The 16,810-nt window shown below is 62.9% G+C and carries 19 protein-coding genes and 1 pseudogene; 10 read left to right on the forward strand and 10 right to left on the reverse strand.

Annotated elements, in window-relative coordinates; genetic code table 11:
- Positions 1–3: 3 nt before the first annotated feature.
- Positions 4–708, reverse strand: a complete 705-nt coding sequence (locus ATY29_RS12580) for a hypothetical protein (RefSeq protein WP_097536481.1) — start codon at positions 706–708, stop codon at positions 4–6.
- 158 nt (positions 709–866) lie between these two features.
- On the opposite strand from ATY29_RS12580, the gene ATY29_RS38195 reads away from it, so the two are divergent.
- Complete coding sequence (locus tag ATY29_RS38195; RefSeq protein ID WP_003569364.1) at positions 867–998, forward strand: hypothetical protein; 132 nt, start codon at positions 867–869, stop codon at positions 996–998.
- A gap of 128 nt (positions 999–1,126) precedes the next feature.
- On the opposite strand, the gene ATY29_RS12585 is transcribed toward ATY29_RS38195, so the two are convergent.
- The 4 genes from ATY29_RS12585 to ATY29_RS12600 all read right to left on the reverse strand — a co-directional run bounded on the left by ATY29_RS12585 (position 1,127) and on the right by ATY29_RS12600 (position 3,902).
- A complete protein-coding gene (locus ATY29_RS12585; RefSeq protein WP_097536483.1) occupies positions 1,127–1,687 on the reverse strand; it encodes a TetR/AcrR family transcriptional regulator in 561 nt (186 codons plus the stop codon).
- Positions 1,688–1,709: 22 nt separating this feature from the next.
- Positions 1,710–2,171, reverse strand: a complete 462-nt coding sequence (locus ATY29_RS12590; RefSeq protein WP_025415715.1) for a nuclear transport factor 2 family protein — start codon at positions 2,169–2,171, stop codon at positions 1,710–1,712.
- A gap of 105 nt (positions 2,172–2,276) precedes the next feature.
- Positions 2,277–3,230, reverse strand: a complete 954-nt coding sequence (locus ATY29_RS12595) for a pyridoxamine 5'-phosphate oxidase family protein (protein ID WP_097536485.1) — start codon at positions 3,228–3,230, stop codon at positions 2,277–2,279.
- Positions 3,231–3,290: 60 nt separating this feature from the next.
- Complete coding sequence (locus tag ATY29_RS12600) at positions 3,291–3,902, reverse strand: glutathione S-transferase family protein (RefSeq protein ID WP_025415713.1); 612 nt, start codon at positions 3,900–3,902, stop codon at positions 3,291–3,293.
- A 141-nt stretch (positions 3,903–4,043) separates the two neighbouring features.
- On the opposite strand from ATY29_RS12600, the gene ATY29_RS12605 reads away from it, so the two are divergent.
- Positions 4,044–4,970: a LysR family transcriptional regulator gene (locus ATY29_RS12605; protein WP_003569374.1), complete on the forward strand. Its 927-nt coding sequence runs from the start codon at positions 4,044–4,046 to the stop codon at positions 4,968–4,970.
- On the opposite strand, the gene ATY29_RS12610 is transcribed toward ATY29_RS12605, so the two are convergent.
- Both ATY29_RS12610 and ATY29_RS12615 read right to left on the reverse strand, forming a co-directional pair.
- On the reverse strand, positions 4,940–5,308 hold the full coding sequence (locus ATY29_RS12610) for a DUF983 domain-containing protein (RefSeq protein ID WP_003569375.1): 369 nt from the start codon (positions 5,306–5,308) through the stop codon (positions 4,940–4,942). The two genes, ATY29_RS12605 and ATY29_RS12610, sit on opposite strands and share 31 nt — an antisense overlap.
- Before the next feature lie 300 nt (positions 5,309–5,608).
- Entirely contained in the window at positions 5,609–7,012 is a 1,404-nt protein-coding gene (locus ATY29_RS12615) for an aminotransferase-like domain-containing protein (RefSeq protein WP_097536516.1), read from the reverse strand.
- Between the two features lie 200 nt (positions 7,013–7,212).
- On the opposite strand from ATY29_RS12615, the gene ATY29_RS12620 reads away from it, so the two are divergent.
- A complete protein-coding gene (locus ATY29_RS12620; protein ID WP_003569379.1) occupies positions 7,213–8,118 on the forward strand; it encodes a S1C family serine protease in 906 nt (301 codons plus the stop codon).
- 39 nt (positions 8,119–8,157) lie between these two features.
- Here the strand turns inward: ATY29_RS12620 and ATY29_RS12625 are convergent, their stop codons facing one another.
- A complete protein-coding gene (locus tag ATY29_RS12625) occupies positions 8,158–9,045 on the reverse strand; it encodes a LysR family transcriptional regulator (protein ID WP_003569380.1) in 888 nt (295 codons plus the stop codon).
- 102 nt (positions 9,046–9,147) lie between these two features.
- On the opposite strand from ATY29_RS12625, the gene ATY29_RS12630 reads away from it, so the two are divergent.
- Positions 9,148–9,765: an NADPH-dependent F420 reductase gene (locus ATY29_RS12630; RefSeq protein WP_003569381.1), complete on the forward strand. Its 618-nt coding sequence runs from the start codon at positions 9,148–9,150 to the stop codon at positions 9,763–9,765.
- A gap of 183 nt (positions 9,766–9,948) precedes the next feature.
- The gene (locus tag ATY29_RS12635) at positions 9,949–10,329 is read left to right on the forward strand and encodes a VOC family protein (protein WP_003569382.1); all 381 of its coding nucleotides are present in this window, start codon (positions 9,949–9,951) and stop codon (positions 10,327–10,329) included.
- A gap of 46 nt (positions 10,330–10,375) precedes the next feature.
- Here ATY29_RS12635 and ATY29_RS12640 read toward each other — a convergent pair whose 3' ends face one another.
- Positions 10,376–11,338, reverse strand: a complete 963-nt coding sequence (locus tag ATY29_RS12640; RefSeq protein WP_097536487.1) for a LysR family transcriptional regulator — start codon at positions 11,336–11,338, stop codon at positions 10,376–10,378.
- 105 nt (positions 11,339–11,443) lie between these two features.
- On the opposite strand from ATY29_RS12640, the gene ATY29_RS12645 reads away from it, so the two are divergent.
- The 4 genes and pseudogenes from ATY29_RS12645 (at position 11,444) to ATY29_RS12655 (ending at position 15,218) form a co-directional block, all read left to right on the forward strand.
- Entirely contained in the window at positions 11,444–12,844 is a 1,401-nt protein-coding gene (locus tag ATY29_RS12645) for an MFS transporter (RefSeq protein ID WP_097536489.1), read from the forward strand.
- 95 nt (positions 12,845–12,939) lie between these two features.
- A pseudogene (locus ATY29_RS12650) lies at positions 12,940–13,316 on the forward strand (hypothetical protein).
- Between the two features lie 348 nt (positions 13,317–13,664).
- Positions 13,665–13,808, forward strand: coding sequence for a hypothetical protein (locus tag ATY29_RS36860; protein WP_003569387.1), 144 nt, complete (start codon positions 13,665–13,667; stop codon positions 13,806–13,808).
- A gap of 342 nt (positions 13,809–14,150) precedes the next feature.
- A complete protein-coding gene (locus ATY29_RS12655) occupies positions 14,151–15,218 on the forward strand; it encodes a fatty acid desaturase (protein WP_003569388.1) in 1,068 nt (355 codons plus the stop codon).
- 9 nt (positions 15,219–15,227) lie between these two features.
- Here ATY29_RS12655 and ATY29_RS12660 read toward each other — a convergent pair whose 3' ends face one another.
- Positions 15,228–16,142: an SDR family oxidoreductase gene (locus ATY29_RS12660; protein ID WP_003569389.1), complete on the reverse strand. Its 915-nt coding sequence runs from the start codon at positions 16,140–16,142 to the stop codon at positions 15,228–15,230.
- Positions 16,143–16,230: 88 nt separating this feature from the next.
- On the opposite strand from ATY29_RS12660, the gene ATY29_RS12665 reads away from it, so the two are divergent.
- On the forward strand, positions 16,231–16,791 hold the full coding sequence (locus tag ATY29_RS12665; protein WP_003569390.1) for a TetR family transcriptional regulator: 561 nt from the start codon (positions 16,231–16,233) through the stop codon (positions 16,789–16,791).
- The last annotated feature ends 19 nt before the right edge of the window (positions 16,792–16,810 follow it).

Here is a 16,810-nt window from a genome sequence, read left to right on the forward strand (position 1 = left end):
GTCCTATCGGAGATGCGGCGCTCCAGCGGTCAGCCGGGCGATAACACGCAAGACCCATAGCTTCAACCGCACGAGCATGCCATGCGCCGTGACGGGACGTAACGCCGCATCGAAGACCACGGCATAGGCTGCGAGCTTTTCCGCCCGGTCGGTGCCGTTGACGATGCGGCGCGCATTCACCCAGTCCTCGTTCGTCTCGCTCAGGTGATCGGCAAGTTTGTGGCCAGTAAAACTTCCCTGCAGCATACCTTCGATCAGGATCGTCACCGCCGTATCCATCTCCATGGCCCGGTCGGGAGCGGCGACAAGGTCGATGCCGGTCAGCACGCTCATCGCCTCGTAGTTCCGCTTGTGGGTGAGTTGCACCAGGCCGCGCCCGAGCCAGCAGCAGCCATCCTCGTCCGGCCGCCAGTAGGGCGTTTTCACCCAGGAAAGCCGGCCGGCGGCAAAGGCTGTCTCGAGGATCTCGACCGCGCGGGTATCGCTTTCCGCCAGCGTCTCGCGAACCGGCTGCATCGTATAGGCGGTTTCGTGGTAGGCGGTTGCGAGGATGTAGGCGAGCCATCGCCGGTCGGCATGGGCAAAGCGCTTTTCCCAAGCGTCGAGGATCGCCGTGATGCCCACTACCTGAGGATGCGTCATCTCTCCCTTGAAGAGTTCTTGCCGCACCGCATCGAAAAAGAAACTTCGGTCCATGTGGACAACCATTCCCTCGCTTCCCAAAAACATCAAGGTTAAAACCGTCTTAATCGATTAAAATCTATTTAATCGTTTAAAGCGTTTAAGCTACTGATTTACACGCCTTTTGTCTTGTGTAATTCATCTTCCTGCCCTGAAGCCTTGACCCCGAAAAGAGGAGACTTCCGATGCAGGCGCCCGCCACTACGCAGCCCACCATTCCCCAGCATGTCGTCGACCAGATGGAAAACGAATGGCGCCAGATTCGCCCTGAACGGGAAAATCCGCGCCCGGCCCAGCAGCCTCAACAACAACGCTGATTATACGCAAAGCGGCACCGATGTAAGATCGAGCGCCGCCCAGCGCCCGATCGATGCCCCGGCCAGTCGATGTGGCCGGGTGAATTCCTTGCAGTGGCAATAAACCCTCCAGCGACTTGACCACCCTCTCATTGCATCACGGCATCGAGCCGTTTTGCCAGGGTCTGCAGCGATCGGGTGAAGACCGCTGTGTCATCAAGCGCCCGTGACAGCACCAGTGCGCCTTGAATGCCGGCAACGGCCTCCTCGGCAAGCGCCTGCGCCTCTTCCTCCGCACAGCCTGCCCGGATCAACGCCGAACGCAAGGCGGCGACCCAGCGGATGAAATAGTCGGCGACTGCCGCCGAAAATCGTTCCCGGGTCTCGTCAAGGGCGAAGGCACCGACGAGGCAGATGCGGCGGCCGGAGCGAAAATACGCGTTCACATCCGCCAACATTGCCACGATCGCCTCGCGGGTGTCGCCGTGTCTCAGCGGCCGGTAGATCGCTTGCTCGAACCAGGAATCGACATCGGCGAGCACGGCGCCCGCCATCTCCTCCTTGCCGCCGGGAAAGAAGTGATAGAGGCTGCCCTTGCCGATGCCGGTGCGTTCGGTGATGCGGCTGAGCGACGTACCCTGATAGCCGAGTTCGCGGAAGATTTCCGCCAGCAGCGGCACGATGTCGGCGCGTTCGTAGACGGTTTTCACCGGCGGGCCTTCCTTGCAGTGTTCAGAGGCCGAGTTCGCTCAGGCCGGGATGGTCGTCCGGCCGCCGGCCGAGCGGCCAGTGATACTTACGCTCCGATTCCCGGATCGGCAGGTCGTTGATGCAGGCGAAGCGGCGCTGCATCAGGCCGGCGGCGTCGAATTCCCAGTTCTCGTTGCCATAGGAACGGAACCAGTTGCCGCTGTCATCGTGCCATTCATAGGCGAAGCGCACGGCGATGCGATCATCGGTGAAGGCCCAGATCTCCTTGATCAGCCGATAGTCCAGTTCCTTCGCCCATTTGCGGGTGAGAAAGGCGACGATCTCGGCGCGGCCGTTGACGAATTCGGCGCGGTTCCGCCAGCGGCTGTCCGGCGTATAGACGAGCGACACGCGCTCGGGATCACGGCTGTTCCAGCCGTCCTCGGCAAGGCGGACTTTGCGGATCGCGGTCTCAAGGGTGAAGGGTGGGACGAGGCTGGACATGGGCGCTCCTGTACTGAACGGTTTTGTTTGTACCGATTGGTACAACGATTGGCAAGATGCGGGCGCAGCGTTTCGCTCTAGCGGTCGTTCAGCCAGACGGCTGCCTCACCCGCGGGAACGGCGCTGCAGCTCAGCGCTCTCCTGCCTCCATCGCAGTGGCAGAGCATCCGGGCGAAGCACGATCTGTTCGGGCGTGAAACGCCACAGCCGTTCCGCCCCTTGAAAGCCTGTAATTTCGGGCGAATCCAGCAGCACCTCGGTCCTCCCCGTCATCTGCAGCATATCGCCGGTTTCGAAATCGACGAAGACCAGCCCGGCCTTCGGGTTGACGAGGAAATTGCCCAGCGTGTTGAAGAACCGGTTGCCGGAAAAATCGGGAATGGTCAGCCCGCCCTCGGCGCTGACCCGCACGAAACCGGCATAACCGCCGCGATGGGAGACGTCCACCTGCCGCTCGCCATCCTCGCGATCGACATAGGAGGCGACGAAGAAGGTATCGGCGCTCTCGATCATTCGCCGCGTGCGATCATCGAGGTGACCGGAATGCAGCGGCGTCATCGCTGTCGGCACATCGGGGTCGCGGACAAATTCTGAAGAGCGGGGCTGGATATATTGGGGGCAATTGCCGAAACTCTGGCCGACGCGCACACGGAAAGCGCCGGTATACGTCCTGCCGATCAGGCCGTTCAGCCGGTTGCGCCGCCGGGTCTCGAGTTGGATGCCGAGCATTGCGATCGCGTCGCCATCTTCCATGCCTGAATCCGCAGGATCGGCCGGGTCGCGCGGCAGACGGACGTCAAGAACCTCCGGCTCCGGTGAGGACATGAAACCCGGCCGCCCGGCCCGCACCGTCGCCCAGACATCGCCTTTGGCATCGACGGCGCCGAGCACTAGGAACGGCAGCATCGGAAAGAAAGCCCGATGCTGCTCCGGCATGGCCTTGCGGACGAAATTCCGTCCCGGCCCGTCCATGCGCTCGACGACGCCGACGCTGCGCTGCATGGCGAGTTCACCCTCATGCCAAGGCGAACTCACATCCTGTCTCGTCTGCTCAAGCATCACGAACCTCCTTACGGGCAACTTTGAGAAACCGGGACGGCGATCCCGCCCCGACGGGTTTTATGCGGCGAGGCCGATCTTCGTCTTGCGAAAGCCGACGAAACCCGGCAGCGCCTCGATGCGCGCAAGCCAGGCACGCACACCTGGATAGGCCGAGATATCGACATTGCCCTCCGGGGCGTTGGCGATGTAGCTGTAGAGCGCGATGTCGGCGATCACCGGTCTGTCACCGAGCAGGAAATTGCGGCCGGAGAGCTCCGCCTCGATCAGCGTGAGAATGCGATGCGCCCGGGCGATCACCTCGTCGGTGCGGAAATCGGCGCCGAAGACGGTGACCAGGCGGGCAGCACATGGTCCGTAGGCGATTTCGCCGGCTGCAACCGAGAGCCATTTCTGTATACGCGCCGCGGCCAATGCCTCTTCCGGCAGCCAGTTGGTGCGGCCATATTTGCGCGCGAGATAGACGAGGATGGCGGATGAATCGGCAATGACCGTGCCGTCATCGTCGAGAACAGGCACTTGACCGAAGGGATTGAGCTTCAGAAATTCCGGCGCCTTGTGGGCGCCTGCCGCCAAGTCGACCTCGACCAAATCATAGGGCACGCCAAGCAGCGACAGGAACAGGTGAGCCCGGTGCGAATGGCCGGAAAGCGGGTGATGATAGAGTTTCATGATGGTTTCCTTCGTTATTCCCGATTGGCGGGGATTGACGATGGCCGCTTCGAACCATCTGCGGGGCAATTTATTGCCTTCCACTTCAATGCAGTAGAATGCTAAACTGGAAGGCATATTATCAATTTATGGAAGGATAGGATGGATCGCCTGGACGCCATGACCGTGCTTTTGGCCGTTGTCGAACAGGGCAGCCTGTCGGCCGCCGCACGGCATCTGCGCTCGCCACTCGCAACCGTCAGCCGCAAGGTTTCGGAACTGGAAACACATCTCGGCAGCCGGCTGCTGCAAAGGACCAACCGGAAGGTGGCGCTGACGGAGGCCGGCCGCTCCTATGTCGAGGCGGCGCGGGAAATTCTCGATCGGGTGGAAGAGGCGGAACGGGCGGCGGCCGGCGAATACAGCGCGCCGAAGGGCGAGTTGACGATGACCGCACCAATCGTCTTCGGACGGTTGCATGTCTTGCCTGTGGTGGTGGACTTCTTGAAGGCCTATCCCGATATCAATCTGCGCCTGATGCTTGGCGACCGGCTGTCGAACCTCGTCGAGGATCATATCGATGTGGCGCTCCGGATCGGCAACCTGCCGGACAGCAACCTGATCGCCATCAGGCTGGGCTCGATCCGCCGGACGGTCTATGCCAGTCCGGATTACCTGACGCGGCACGCGACACCGCGGCATCCGGGCGATCTCTCCACCCATGACTGCGTCACCTTCGAGGGCATGGCCTCGAAAGTGAGCTGGACTTTCGCCGAGGGCAAACGCGATCTCCCCGTGTCGATCCGTTCACGTCTTGCCGTCAACACCGCCGAGGCCGCGGTCGATGCGGCGGTCGCCGGCCTCGGCATCACCCGGGTGCTCTCCTACCAGGCCGCACGCGCCGAGGCGGCAGGCCTGCTGGTGCCGCTGCTTGCCGATTTCGAAGCGCCGCCGGCGCCGGTGCATCTCGTCTACCCCACACAGGGATTGGTGCCGCTGAAATTGCGGGCCCTGCTCGATTTCGCCACGCCGCGCCTGCGCGCGACGCTCAACAAGTCTCAAGCCAGCCTACCCTCTTCTGCCTTGTAGAAATACTGGCTGGCGACCAGCCAGCCCTTCAGCGGCCGCAGTGGTGGAATGCAGGTGGCGAGCATGAATGGGCCGGTGATCAGAAGATGCACCCAGATCGGCGCCGTAAACGCCACCTCCAGCCAGACGCCGAGCAACACGCTCGGGATGCAGGCAAAGCAGATGACGAAGAAAGCCGGGCCGTCAGCCGGATCGGCGAAGGAATAATCGAGGCCGCAAGCCTCGCATGCCGGCTGCAACGTTAGGAAGCCCTTGAACATATGGCCTTGGCCACAGCGTGGGCAACGCCCCCTGATACCGGTCTGCAGCGGAGGAAGCGGGGGAAATTCGGTCTCCATGATGATCTCGCCTTGTTCTGCGCGGGCATTCAAACCTATCAATGCCCAGCAATGTATGCATACAATATAGATACATTGCCTACACATTACCAGTCAACTCGTCAGAATGCCGCACACTTCCCTTGGCCCGGCGGCGGCTGACCGCAGATTTTCCACGCACCATCGCGACCCGCAGGCCCGACGCCTCAACCGATAGCGGGAAACCCAGCGGCGCAGTTCGTCGAGACGGATAGTCTCGCGGCGATCGGCCCGAGCGCTTCAAATCGGATGCGCATGACGGGTTCAGCGGCGATGCTAGCCTCAGAAGAACGAGGCGGCCATCTCAGGCGGGCCTTCCAGCGCATGGGCCATGAATTCCAGCGCGCCCTGCAGCTTCTCCCGGGTAATCGGTCCACCGAGACAGATCCGCACGGCCTCCGGTGCAGCGCCCTCGGCCGTGAAGGCGTCGCTTGCGACGACGCCGATGCCGGAGGATCGCATGTGGCTGCCGAAGGTGGAGCGGGTCCAGCCATTGAAGAGCGGCAGCCAGATATTGAAACTGATCGGATCCGCACGGTAGCTGCCGGCCGGCAGGATGGCGGCGACCATCTGCTGACGGGCGGCGGCTTCCATGCGGATGAAGCGCAGGATCGCATCGGCGGTGCCGTCCTCGATCCAGCGGGTGGCGAGCGCCACGGTCAGCGGCGAGGCCATGACATTGTTGGCGCGCATGGCGCTGACGAAGGGCCAGACGGCCTTGCTGTCCGGCGCCACGACATAGGCAAGACGCAGCCCCGCGCCGATGCATTTCGCCAGCCCGCCGATATGCCAGGTGAGATCGGGCGCCGTTGCCGCAAGCGGCGGCGGACCTTCCAGCGGAATGAAGCCGTAGGCATCGTCCTCGACGATCGGAACGTGATATTTGCGGGCAACGGCTGCGATTTCCTCGCGGCGTTTGGCCGGGATGGTCAGCGTCGTCGGATTCTGCAGCGTCGGATTGAGATAGAGCGCCTTCGGCTTCAATCTCTCGCAGGCTGTGGTAAAAGCGTCCGGCAGAATACCGTCCTCGTCCATTGGCAGACCGGTCAGATTGAGCCGCAACTGGGCGGCGATCGAGCGAATGCCGGGATAGGTGATGCTTTCCGAAAGTACGGTCTCACCCGGTTTTGCCAGCAGGCCGAAAATCGCCAACAGAGCCGGATGTGCGCCCGGCGTCACGAAGATCCGCTCCTGCGAGGGCTTTAGACCGCGACGGTCGAGCCAGGCGGCGGCAGCCTCCTTGTCCATGCCGGAGCCGCCGAAACCCTGATAGCGCAGAAGCGGAATGAGGTTGGCTGTCACCGCAACCATACCCTCGCGCATGCGGATGATCAGTTCCGGGTCATCCGGTTCCGGCGGCATGTTCATCGAAAAATCGACGACGGCGACGCGGCGCGGATCGGGCGCAGCGCCCGGCGCGAAACCCTGGCGCTGCTTGTCCACACCGCCGGTGACGAAGGTGCCGCGGCCGACATGCGAATCGACAAGCCCGCGCTTCTGCGCCTCGACATAACCTCGCGCCACCGTGGTGAAATCGACATTCAGCCGCTTGGCGAGTTCGCGCTGCGGCGGCAGCCGGTCCCCGAGCACCAGAGCGCCGCTGCGCAGATCCATTTCGATCACATCGGCGATCGCCATATAACGGGGGCTGCTGCTGCGGCTGAGATCGGGATGCCAGTTCTTCATGTCGTAATCCGCGTCAGTCTGATTGCTGATGGGATTGACTGTATATTGTTGCGTGGCGCCGCTGTCCACTGCGCCATGGAGTTGGTTTCGCAAATTCCCTCCCCTGCAGTCTTGCCGCCGCCCAACCATCTTCTTACTTATTCAAGGTGGAATGCGCCGGATTTCAGTCCTTCGTACCGGCGGCCCAGCGGGATGAAAGCATGAATATCGATCCGATTTTGCGGTCAGTCGTGGCCGTCCGTTCCTCCATTCCGGAAGATGCCTTTACGGCGGAAACGCTGGGAACCGTCCGGGAAGGCAGCGGCGTGGTCATTCGCGACAATGGGCTGGTGCTGACCATCGGCTATCTCATCACCGAGGCCGAAGAGGTGTGGCTGACCACCCATGACGGGCGTGTCGTTCCCGCCCATGCCCTCGCCTATGATCAGGAAAGCGGCTTCGGCCTGGTGCAGGCGCTTGGGGTGCTTGATGCGCCGGCGGTGGATCTCGGCGACGCGGCAAGCGCCAAGGCCGGCGACCCCGTCGTGCTTGCCGATGGCATCGGAGAATTCGTCGAGGCAAACATCGTCGCCCGGCAGGAATTCGCCGGCTACTGGGAATATCTGCTCGATGAGGCGATTTTCACGGCGCCGGCTCACCCCTCATGGGGCGGTGCGGCGCTGATCGGTTCGGACGGGAAGCTTCTCGGCATCGGTTCGCTTCGCCTGCAAATGAGCCAGGGCGACGAAGTCGCCGATATCAACATGGTCGTGCCGATCGATCTGCTCACGCCAATCCTCGACGATCTGTTGAATCGCGGCCAGGTCAACAAGCCGCCGCGGCCCTGGCTCGGTGCATTCTCCGCCGAGAGCAATGGCGGCGTGGTGGTAATGAGCGTGGCCGAAGGCGGGCCGGCAGCCCAGGCGGGCCTGCGGCAGGGCGATATCATCTCGGAGATCCGCGACGAAGAGGTCGACGGCCTGGCCGATTTCTACCGCAAGGTCTGGAACAGTGGCCCGGCCGGCGCCGAGATTCCGATGCGGATCCTCAGGAATGGCCGTGAAGCCTGGCTGCGCATCAAATCCGCCGACCGCAACAGCTTTTTGAAAAAACCGCAATTGCAGTAAGGCCGCGCCGCCCTTCGCGACCTCTGTCTGCAGGCAATTCTATCGGCGGAGATCCCCGGCGACCCAGCCGATCACCGCCTTCACCCGTCGCGGCACGAACTGCCGAGACGGGTGAACGGCATGGATGGGCAGGCTGTACTTTTCCCAATCGCCGAGCACCTCGGTCAGCCGTCCCGCGGCAATGTCTTCCTCCACCAGAACCTCAGGCGCATAGACGATGCCGGCACCTTCCACCGCGGCAACCCGCATGGCTTCGCCATTGTCGATACCGATATTGCTGTTGATCTTTGCCGCCACCACCCGTCCATCCCGATCTTCGAAATGCCATTGATCCCGCGGGACGAGGTTGAGGCTGAGGATGCAGCGATGCCGTTCCAACTGCTCGGGATGAGCCGGCACGCCGTTCTTGTCGAGATAAGCGGGAGAGGCGCAGCAGACGAAGCGATAAGTGCCGATCCTTCTTGCGATCAAGGAAGACGGGCGCAACTGCGCCACCCGAATGGCAAGGTCATAACCTTCCGAAATCATATCGACGTTACGGTCGGTAAGATTGAGCTCCAGGCTGACAGCGGGATGTCGATTGGCGAAGCGAGCGATGGACGATGCCAGCCGCTTTACCCCCAGAGTGGTCGGGCCGCTGATGCGGAGGTGGCCGGATATCTCGTCGTTCTGCGGCCCGGCGAGATCGTTCAACTGCTCTAGCTCATCGATGACCCGGCTTGCTCTCTCTAGAAACCTGACACCGATCTCGGTGAGCCTCTGGGTTCGGGTGGTGCGCTCGATCAGCTTGACGCCATAGTCCGTCTCCAAAGCCTGAATACGGCGGCCCACCATGGCGGGCGACAGGTTGAGCCTGGCGGCAGCCTTCGCGAAGCTACCTGATGTCGCAGCGGCGACAAAGGTCTGCAGGTTGGTGAGATCGTTCATTCGATACTTTTATGCAATTATATAATCGCATTCAATGCCATTAAAGATGGGATCGCGGTCGGCTATATCCGAGACATTCAATCTCACCAAGGAGACGACCACATGAAAACCGCCATCATCGGAACTGGAAACATGGGTGCCGGCCTGGCCCGTCGGCTGGCCGGCAAGCGCGATCTCATCCTCGCATCGCGCAACGAGGCCGCGGCAAAGTCGCTGGCAGCGGAGATCGGTGCTTCGAGCGCGCCGATCGCGAGCGCCGTGGCGCAAGCCGACATTGTGGTGCTGGCGCTGCCTTATGCTTCGGCACTCGAGTTTGCCGGCGCTGCGGCGCTGGAAGGCAAGATTGTCATCGACATTACCAACCCGCTCAAACCGGATTTCTCCGGCCTGCTGTTTGGCCATGATACGTCGGCCGCCGAAGAGATCCAGCGCCAGGCCGCAGGCGCCAAGGTCGTGAAGGCCTTCAACACGATCTTTGCCGAGCTTTTTGCTGCCTCTCCCGATCAGACCGTCACTCTTCCGGTCTTCCTGGCCGGCGACGAAGACGCCGTCGAAACCGCCGCGGCGTTGGTCAAGGACGCCGGCTTCGCTGTCGAGAAGACCGGATCGCTGGACGCCGCTCGCCTGCTCGAGCCCTTGGGCATGCTCAACATCCGCCTCGGTTACGGCTTGGGCCGCGGTACCGGCATTGCTCCGAAATGGGCTGCCGTGAAAGCCTGATGTGAGGACTGGCCGCGCGCGTGCGGGGCCAGTCATTCGGGCTGCTGGGCCGGAAGGGTTTGCTGGCAATGGTCACGCCGACCGCTCCCGACAGCGGGTTCGTTGACTTCGGAGAGCGGTTGAAAGATGGTGATGCCGCATCACCCCGAATCCGGATCGGCGTGTTATAGGAGTTTGCGGTCCATGTTCGATCATATCTCCCTCGGCGTCAAAGACCTCGAAAGAGCCCGGCGCTTCTACGATGCAGCGCTGGCGCCGCTCGGATATGAGCGCCTGGCCAATGCCGACACGATGATCGGTTACGGCCCGGAAAGGGTCGGGTTGTGGATCATGCAAGTCGAGCATCCGGTTGTTGCCGATCTCAGATCCGGACTGCATTTCTGCTTCGTCGCCCCCAACGAAGCCGCGGTCGATGCCTTTCATGCAGCCGCCGTTGCATCCGGCGGCACGGATAATGGCGAACCGGGCATCCGGCCGGATTACGGGCAGTTCTATTACGCCGCCTTCATCATCGACCCGGACGGCTACCGCCTCGAAGCCTATTTCCACAAGGGTGAGCTCTAACCGGCTCTATCTTTAAGCAATTCCGGACGGAACGCGGCGACATGTATCACGCCGCCGCTCTCGATATTGCGACGCGGCAGCCGGAGGCTTCGAGCGCCTCGCCGGCGACGTCGAGGAACAGGCGGCGGAACCAGCGCGCCCGGCCATCGGCCTGGTCGACCCGGCGATAGAGCATGGTCACCGGATCGGCCGGCAGCGAAATCGGCGGCGTTGAGATGGTCAGCCCATGCAATTGCGCCGTGCAGCGGCCGATCGATTCCGGCACGGTGGCGATGGCGGGCATCGCCCGCAGCGCCGTCGGCAGGGCGGAAAAGCGCGGCACCGTCGCCACCACCCGCCTGACATGGCCGGTGCGGCTCAGTGCGGTGTCGATGCTGGTCGAGGCATTGCCCTCGAACGAGACTGTGACGTGCGCGACATTGGCGAAATCCTCAAGACTCAATGGCGCTTTCAGTTTGAGCTGAACCTCGTCGTAAATGCACATCGAAGCTTGGTTGAACAGCGGCGCGCGGATGTGCCAGGAGGCCGGCTCGTCATGCATGGAAACGCTGAAATCGAAGACGCCCTCGTCCAGCCGGCGAGCGGCATCGCGCTTTTCCGAAGCGATGCCGATCAGCCGGGCGCCAGGTGAGAGCTGCAGCAGGCGTGCGGCAAGCGGGCCGAAGAAGGCCGATTCGAGATTGTCGCACATGCCGATGCGAAACTCGCCCTGCCAGCTTGCCGGATCGAATTCGGCCTGCGGGCGGATGGCGCGCTCGATACCCGACAGCGCATCCTCGATCGCCGGCGCAATGGAAAGCGCGCGCGGCGTCGGCTGCAGGCCGCGGCCGACGCGCACGAACAATTCGTCGTCCAGCGCCTCGCGCAGCCGCCGCAAAGCAGCCGAGAGGCCGGGCTGGCCAAGCAGCAGCCGCTCGGCGGCGCGGCTGACATTGCGCTCCTGCATCAGCACCGAAAAAGCCAGCAGCAGGTTCAGGTCGATTTTGCGAAGCGTGGCATCATTCATCATTGTGAGTAATACCTGGCATAGCTACTATCAATTTGCAATAGGAATGGAAGCTGTACATTTTCTCGTTCCCTGCCGCCCGGCGGCAGCAAAGAAGGAACGATTTCGATGACATTTTCCAAATCGAAAAGCGGAGCGGGGCTGGCATTGCTGCTGCTCTGCACCGCCAACTTTCTCGACGCTATGGACGTCTCCACGATCGGCGTCGCGCTGCCCGCCATCCAGGCCGAGCTCGGCATGGAGGCGACATCGCTGCAATGGGCCGTCAGCGCCTATGTGCTCGGCTATGGCGGCTTTCTCCTGCTCGGCGGCCGGGTCGCCGACGTCTTCGGCCATCGCCGCGTCTTCCTCTGGTCGCTGGCAATCTTTGCCGCCGCCAGTATCGCCGGCGGCTTCGTCGACAGCGGCCCGACGCTAATCGCCGCCCGGTTGATCAAGGGCATTGCCGCCGCCTTCACCGCGCCTGCGGCCCTTGCGCTGCTGCTCTCCGTCTTCGGCGAAGGAACGGCGCGCGCAAAAGCGCTCGGCGTCTTTGCCTCCACTGGCGCCACCGGATTCGTGCTCGGCATGGTGCTCGGCGGCGCGGCGACGATCTTCAGCTGGCGGGCGACGCTGGTCATGGGCGCGCCCGTTGCCATCATGACGCTCTTTCTTGCGCCGCTGGCGCTGCCGGCCGACCCGAAAAGGACGGGACCGCGGCCCGCTTTCGACTGGGCCGGCGCGCTGACGATCACGCCCGGGCTGCTGCTCTTCGTCTTCGGCATCACCAATGCTGCGGCCGCCGGCTGGCAGGCTTTTGCCACCTGGGGCTCGCTGATCGCTTCGCTGGCGCTGATCCTGCTCTTCCTCGCGGTCGAAGCGCGCCACGCCGATCCGATGGTGCCGCTTGGCATGTTCCGCCGGGCGAAACTCCGGCACGCCAATGCGATTGCCGCCCTCTTCCAAGGCGCCTATGTCGGCTTTCAGTTCCTGGCGACACTCTATTATCAGAACGTCATCGGCTGGTCGGCCTTCACCACAGGCTTCTGCTTTGCGCTTGGCGGCGTCTTCGTCATGTTCCTGGCGCCCCGTTTTGCGAGCCTCGCGCAAAATCGCGGCGCCACCGGACTGATGGCGATAGGTGTCGGTCTGCAAGCCTTCAGCTACATCTTCTGGGTGACCGCCCTCGGACATGTCGACCCGATCCTGCTCGTGCTGTGCTCGCAGATCCCGCTCGGCCTCGGTTACGCCCTGACCTACCCCTCGGTGCAGGTCGCGGCCCTGTCCGACGTCGAGGATGACAAGTCGGGGCTCGCCTCCGGACTGCTCTTCGCCTCCTTCCAGATCGGCGGCGGCATCGTGCTTGCAGCCGCCTCGGCCGTGTTCGGCGCCGCACCGCATTTCGGCTGGGATCCTTATGTCGCCGGCATCGCCTTCGTGGCACTGCTTGCGGTCGCGATCACCCTGCTTGCCGCCGCCGGTCCGCGGACATCGGCCGCCCGGCCGTCGGCCTATCAGGCGGCGGAATGACCGCCGCGCCCGCACCTTGAGGGGTGCGGGCTCTTCATAAGAAAAAGCGCATATTAGCAACAAGAAACTTATTGCCTTGCCTCGGCGAAAGGTGCATGGTCTCGCCGTCGGCAGCCATGGTACGGGCGCTGCCGACTGGGGGTTTTGGCCCCTCGCCCCGACGAAAGGAGGACCGATGTCTTCCCCTTCCGCAAAGCCGCATCTGACCTCGTCCGATCTCGACATGCTTCAGGGCGTGCTCGACGAGGCCGGCTACGACGCCAGAATCCCGACCGACGACGAATGCGTCTTCAACGTGGCGGCGGTGCTGCTGATCAAGCTGTTCCAGGAGGGCGTCACCTCGCCGGCCATGCTCTCAAAGGCTCTCGAATATCATTTCGGCAAGCCGAAGGCGCCGCCGAAACCGGTAACTCCCATCTGTAATCGATATGCGATACAGGGATTGCCGCGCGAAAGACGCGCCGCCGGCTGATATTAGGTATGTTCCGGAGAGCGAATTTTCCAGCCAGTCTGTCAAAGGACAGACGGGCTGCTGAAATATGGCTTTCTTGCGGCAACGCCTTAATAGCGTCTCATTTTCATGTTACACGACGAGCATTGACGATTGACCGAAATATGCGGTGGCGGGTTTCCGCTACGGCCGTTTTCCGGAGAAAGCCCCGGCATCGGGTTCAGCCAACGATTTCATTCCATTCCTGCGGTCCGCCGCTGCCGGGTTGCCTGCGTGACGATCCCGCGAACTTCGGTCGCGAACGACAAGCGAGGGCGATTGAGGCGCAGCCCGCAGCTTTCAATTGCAATGAGAGAGGAGATTTCATCCATGGCAAAAGGGCAAATGAGAAGCAATCGCGAGGTCCGCAAGCCGAAGAAGGACAAGCAGGCGGCGAAGACGGACAACACATTCTCCAACCAGATGAAGACGGCCGCCAATAGTGCGCCGCATGGCAGCGCCCCGAAGAAGTAGCGCCTCCATCTGCCCGGCGGGACGGCTTGCGCCCCGCCGGCCGGCAGGGACCACGCAATTCCTCAAAACGGAATCGATTTTCCGGAATCGATCATGGGCAGCCTCCAAGCGATGGAGCGTCTTGGCGCATGCCGGACGTGCGGCGCTGCGGCGCGGCACGATCACCCATTGACATGCTTTCAGAAAAACGGGAAGTGCTGCGACCATGACCTCTCTTCAAAGAATGTACCAGTTGGATAACCCGCCCTTCCTCGTTCGCTCGGCCCTCGGCCTTTCAAGCACCGCTGCTTTTCACGGCGTCATTCTGTGATCGAATCTGCGCGCCGCAACGAGAGCGAGGAAATGCAGATTGCCGTTTTGGACCGGCCCGATGAAAACTCGGCGCGATCCGATGCTCACACCGGCGCTTTCGCTGAAAAACGCTGGCTGAAAATCCTTGCCGGATATCGCCAGCCACGGGCCGGGCGCAGCGCTTTCGAGCTTGCCGTCACGGTCGTCCCTTTCGCGCTGTTCTGGGCTGCCGCATGGGCCGCGGTTCATTACAGTTTCTGGCCAGGCCTGATCCTCGTCATTCCCGCCGCCGCCTTCCTGCTCCGGCTGTTCATGATCCAGCATGATTGCGGCCACGGCTCGTTTTTCGCCCGTCGCCGCCTCGACGATTGGATTGGGCGGATCATCGGCATCCTGACGCTGACGCCTTACGACTATTGGCGCCGGGCGCATGCGGAACACCATGCCTCGGCCGGAAACCTGGACGAACGCGGCGTCGGCGATATCGAGACGCTGACGATCGCCGAATATAATGCGCTGTCGCGCTGGGGCCGGCTCGGCTACCGGCTCTACCGGCACCCGGCAGTGATGTTCGGGATCGGGCCGGCATGGCTGTTCATCATCAAGCAGCGCCTGCCTTTCGGCATGATGCGCTCCGGCGCCCTGCCCTGGGTCTCGACGATGGCGACCAACCTGGCCATCGCGCTCGCCGCCGCATTGCTGATCTGGGCGGTCGGGATCGTCCCCTTCCTGCTGGTGCATCTGCCGATCGTGCTGCTGGCCGGCGCCGCCGGCGTCTGGCTGTTCTATGTCCAGCACCAGTTCGAGGAAACGCATTGGTCGAAAAAGCCGGACTGGCAGTTCCAGCATGCGGCCCTGCACGGCGCCTCGCATTACGACCTGCCGCCGGTGCTGCGCTGGATCACCGGCAATATCGGCATCCACCATGTGCATCATCTGTCCAGCCGGGTCCCCTACTACCGGCTGCCCGAAGTGCTGCGGGACCATCCGGAACTTGCCGACCTCGGCCGCATCACGCTCATGGAAAGCCTGCGCTGCGTCAAGCTGGTGCTGTGGGACGAACAGACGAAGCGGCTGGTCTCGTTTCGCGACGCCGCACGGCTCGCAGCCGTACGATAGCAAGCGGCCCTAGCGGTAGCCGGTCACATCCGCAGGTTTGCCCGGCTCCTGCACTTCGGCCATATAGCGCCAGCAATCCGGCCGCGAACCATCGATATCGTCGAAGCCATAGATCTTGGCCACACCGCCGCTCGACAGTGACTGACTGTTCCAGCGGGCGCGGTCGGGATCGGCTGATATCGCAGCGACGGCGCGGCCGACGAAGCGCGGGGTTTCGGAAATGGCGAAATGCGGCTGCACCTTGGTCGCCTCGCGCCAATTCTCCTCGCGGACGCCATAAGCATCCAACATCATTTCGGAGCGCAGCCAGCCGGGGGTGATCGAAACGGCGGTGGCGCCGTGTTTTGCCAGATCCTGCGCATGCGCCCAGGCCATGCGGGTGACGCCTGTCTTGACGAGATCGTAGAAGGGCGACAGCCGGTAGTGCGTGGCATTGTAGTCGGCCGTTCCGTCGGTCACCTCGACGAGCAGGCCGCCCGGCCGCTCGATCATCAGCGCCAGGGCGTAATGGGCGGTGATCAAATGGGTTTCGATGCCGAGCTTCAGCATGCGCAAGCCCTTATCCAGCGAGTGTTCCCAGACGGGCTTGTCCCATTCGAACAGCTTTTCGCAGCCCCAGATGTCGTTGACGAGGATATCGAGCCGGCCGGCCTCGCGGCGAATGCGGGCAACCAGCGCCTCGACCTCCGGCGCGACGAGATGATCGACCGGCACGGCGATACCCCTGCCGCCTGCAGCCGTCACCAGCTCGGCCGTCTCCTCGATCGTCTCCGGCCGCATATATTCGGATTGCCGGGCGCGCGTCGTGCGCCCTGTGACATAGACGGTGGCGCCGGCAGCGCCGAGCTCCACCGCGATACCGCGGCCGGCGCCGCGTGTTGCGCCCGCCACCAGAGCCACTTTATCCCGCAAGTCGGCTGTCACTTCTCCATCCTCCACGTTAGAACTGAAAAAGCCCGTTGTATATAAACGAATGTTCGTTCATAAATAAGGCAGATGCAAGAGGAAATTCATGCCGCGTCGCCGCACACTGTCTGATGAGCAGCTCCTGGCCATGGTGCTGGCGCTGGTCCATGCCGAGGGGCCGGATGCGGCAACCTTTGCGGCGGTGGCCAAAGCCAGCGGCCTCTCCGGCTCGACGCTGGTGCAGCGTTTTACCACGAAGGCGGCGATGCTGCGCGCAGCCCTGCTCTATGCCTGGGACCGGCTGGATGCGGAAACGGCGCGGCTTGCCGAGAGCGTGGCGAAAACCCCGGACGGCGCCGTCGCGCTGCTCGTCGGCCTGTCGCAGGATTACGGCGACAATGCCGCTGCCTATGGCGAGGGCTTGCTGGTGCTTCGCGAGGATTTCCGTGATCCGGTGCTGAGGGCTCGCGGTGCCGCCTGGGGAACGGCGCTGACGGCGGCGATCGCCAGATGTTTCGCATCGGCAAGCGCGCCGGAGACGATCGCCCGGCTGATGCTGTCGCAATGGCAGGGCTCGCTCACCTGGTGGGGATTTGGCGCAGACGGACCGGTGGATGCCTACATTGAGGCGGAACTGCGGCGCTTTCTCGCCGCTATGACATCCTGATCCTGCCCGGACATTTCGC

Origin of the sequence: Rhizobium hidalgonense (assembly GCF_002914525.1) — a bacterium.
Taxonomy (GTDB): Bacteria; Pseudomonadota; Alphaproteobacteria; order Rhizobiales; family Rhizobiaceae; genus Rhizobium; species Rhizobium hidalgonense.

Bases quoted from the DNA above. Each gene is read 5' to 3' on its own strand.
- ATY29_RS12580 (WP_097536481.1), bottom strand. From the start codon at position 708: ATGGTTGTCCACATGGACCGAAGTTTCTTTTTCGATGCGGTGCGGCAA.
- ATY29_RS38195 (WP_003569364.1), top strand. From the start codon at position 867: ATGCAGGCGCCCGCCACTACGCAGCCCACCATTCCCCAGCATGTCGTC.
- ATY29_RS12590 (WP_025415715.1), bottom strand. From the start codon at position 2,171: ATGTCCAGCCTCGTCCCACCCTTCACCCTTGAGACCGCGATCCGCAAA.
- ATY29_RS12595 (WP_097536485.1), bottom strand. From the start codon at position 3,230: ATGCTTGAGCAGACGAGACAGGATGTGAGTTCGCCTTGGCATGAGGGT.
- ATY29_RS12600 (WP_025415713.1), bottom strand. From the start codon at position 3,902: ATGAAACTCTATCATCACCCGCTTTCCGGCCATTCGCACCGGGCTCAC.
- ATY29_RS12605 (WP_003569374.1), top strand. From the start codon at position 4,044: ATGGATCGCCTGGACGCCATGACCGTGCTTTTGGCCGTTGTCGAACAG.
- ATY29_RS12610 (WP_003569375.1), bottom strand. From the start codon at position 5,308: ATGGAGACCGAATTTCCCCCGCTTCCTCCGCTGCAGACCGGTATCAGG.
- ATY29_RS12615 (WP_097536516.1), bottom strand. From the start codon at position 7,012: ATGAAGAACTGGCATCCCGATCTCAGCCGCAGCAGCAGCCCCCGTTAT.
- ATY29_RS12620 (WP_003569379.1), top strand. From the start codon at position 7,213: ATGAATATCGATCCGATTTTGCGGTCAGTCGTGGCCGTCCGTTCCTCC.
- ATY29_RS12625 (WP_003569380.1), bottom strand. From the start codon at position 9,045: ATGAACGATCTCACCAACCTGCAGACCTTTGTCGCCGCTGCGACATCA.
- ATY29_RS12630 (WP_003569381.1), top strand. From the start codon at position 9,148: ATGAAAACCGCCATCATCGGAACTGGAAACATGGGTGCCGGCCTGGCC.
- ATY29_RS12635 (WP_003569382.1), top strand. From the start codon at position 9,949: ATGTTCGATCATATCTCCCTCGGCGTCAAAGACCTCGAAAGAGCCCGG.
- ATY29_RS12640 (WP_097536487.1), bottom strand. From the start codon at position 11,338: ATGATGAATGATGCCACGCTTCGCAAAATCGACCTGAACCTGCTGCTG.
- ATY29_RS12645 (WP_097536489.1), top strand. From the start codon at position 11,444: ATGACATTTTCCAAATCGAAAAGCGGAGCGGGGCTGGCATTGCTGCTG.
- ATY29_RS36860 (WP_003569387.1), top strand. From the start codon at position 13,665: ATGGCAAAAGGGCAAATGAGAAGCAATCGCGAGGTCCGCAAGCCGAAG.
- ATY29_RS12655 (WP_003569388.1), top strand. From the start codon at position 14,151: ATGCAGATTGCCGTTTTGGACCGGCCCGATGAAAACTCGGCGCGATCC.
- ATY29_RS12665 (WP_003569390.1), top strand. From the start codon at position 16,231: ATGCCGCGTCGCCGCACACTGTCTGATGAGCAGCTCCTGGCCATGGTG.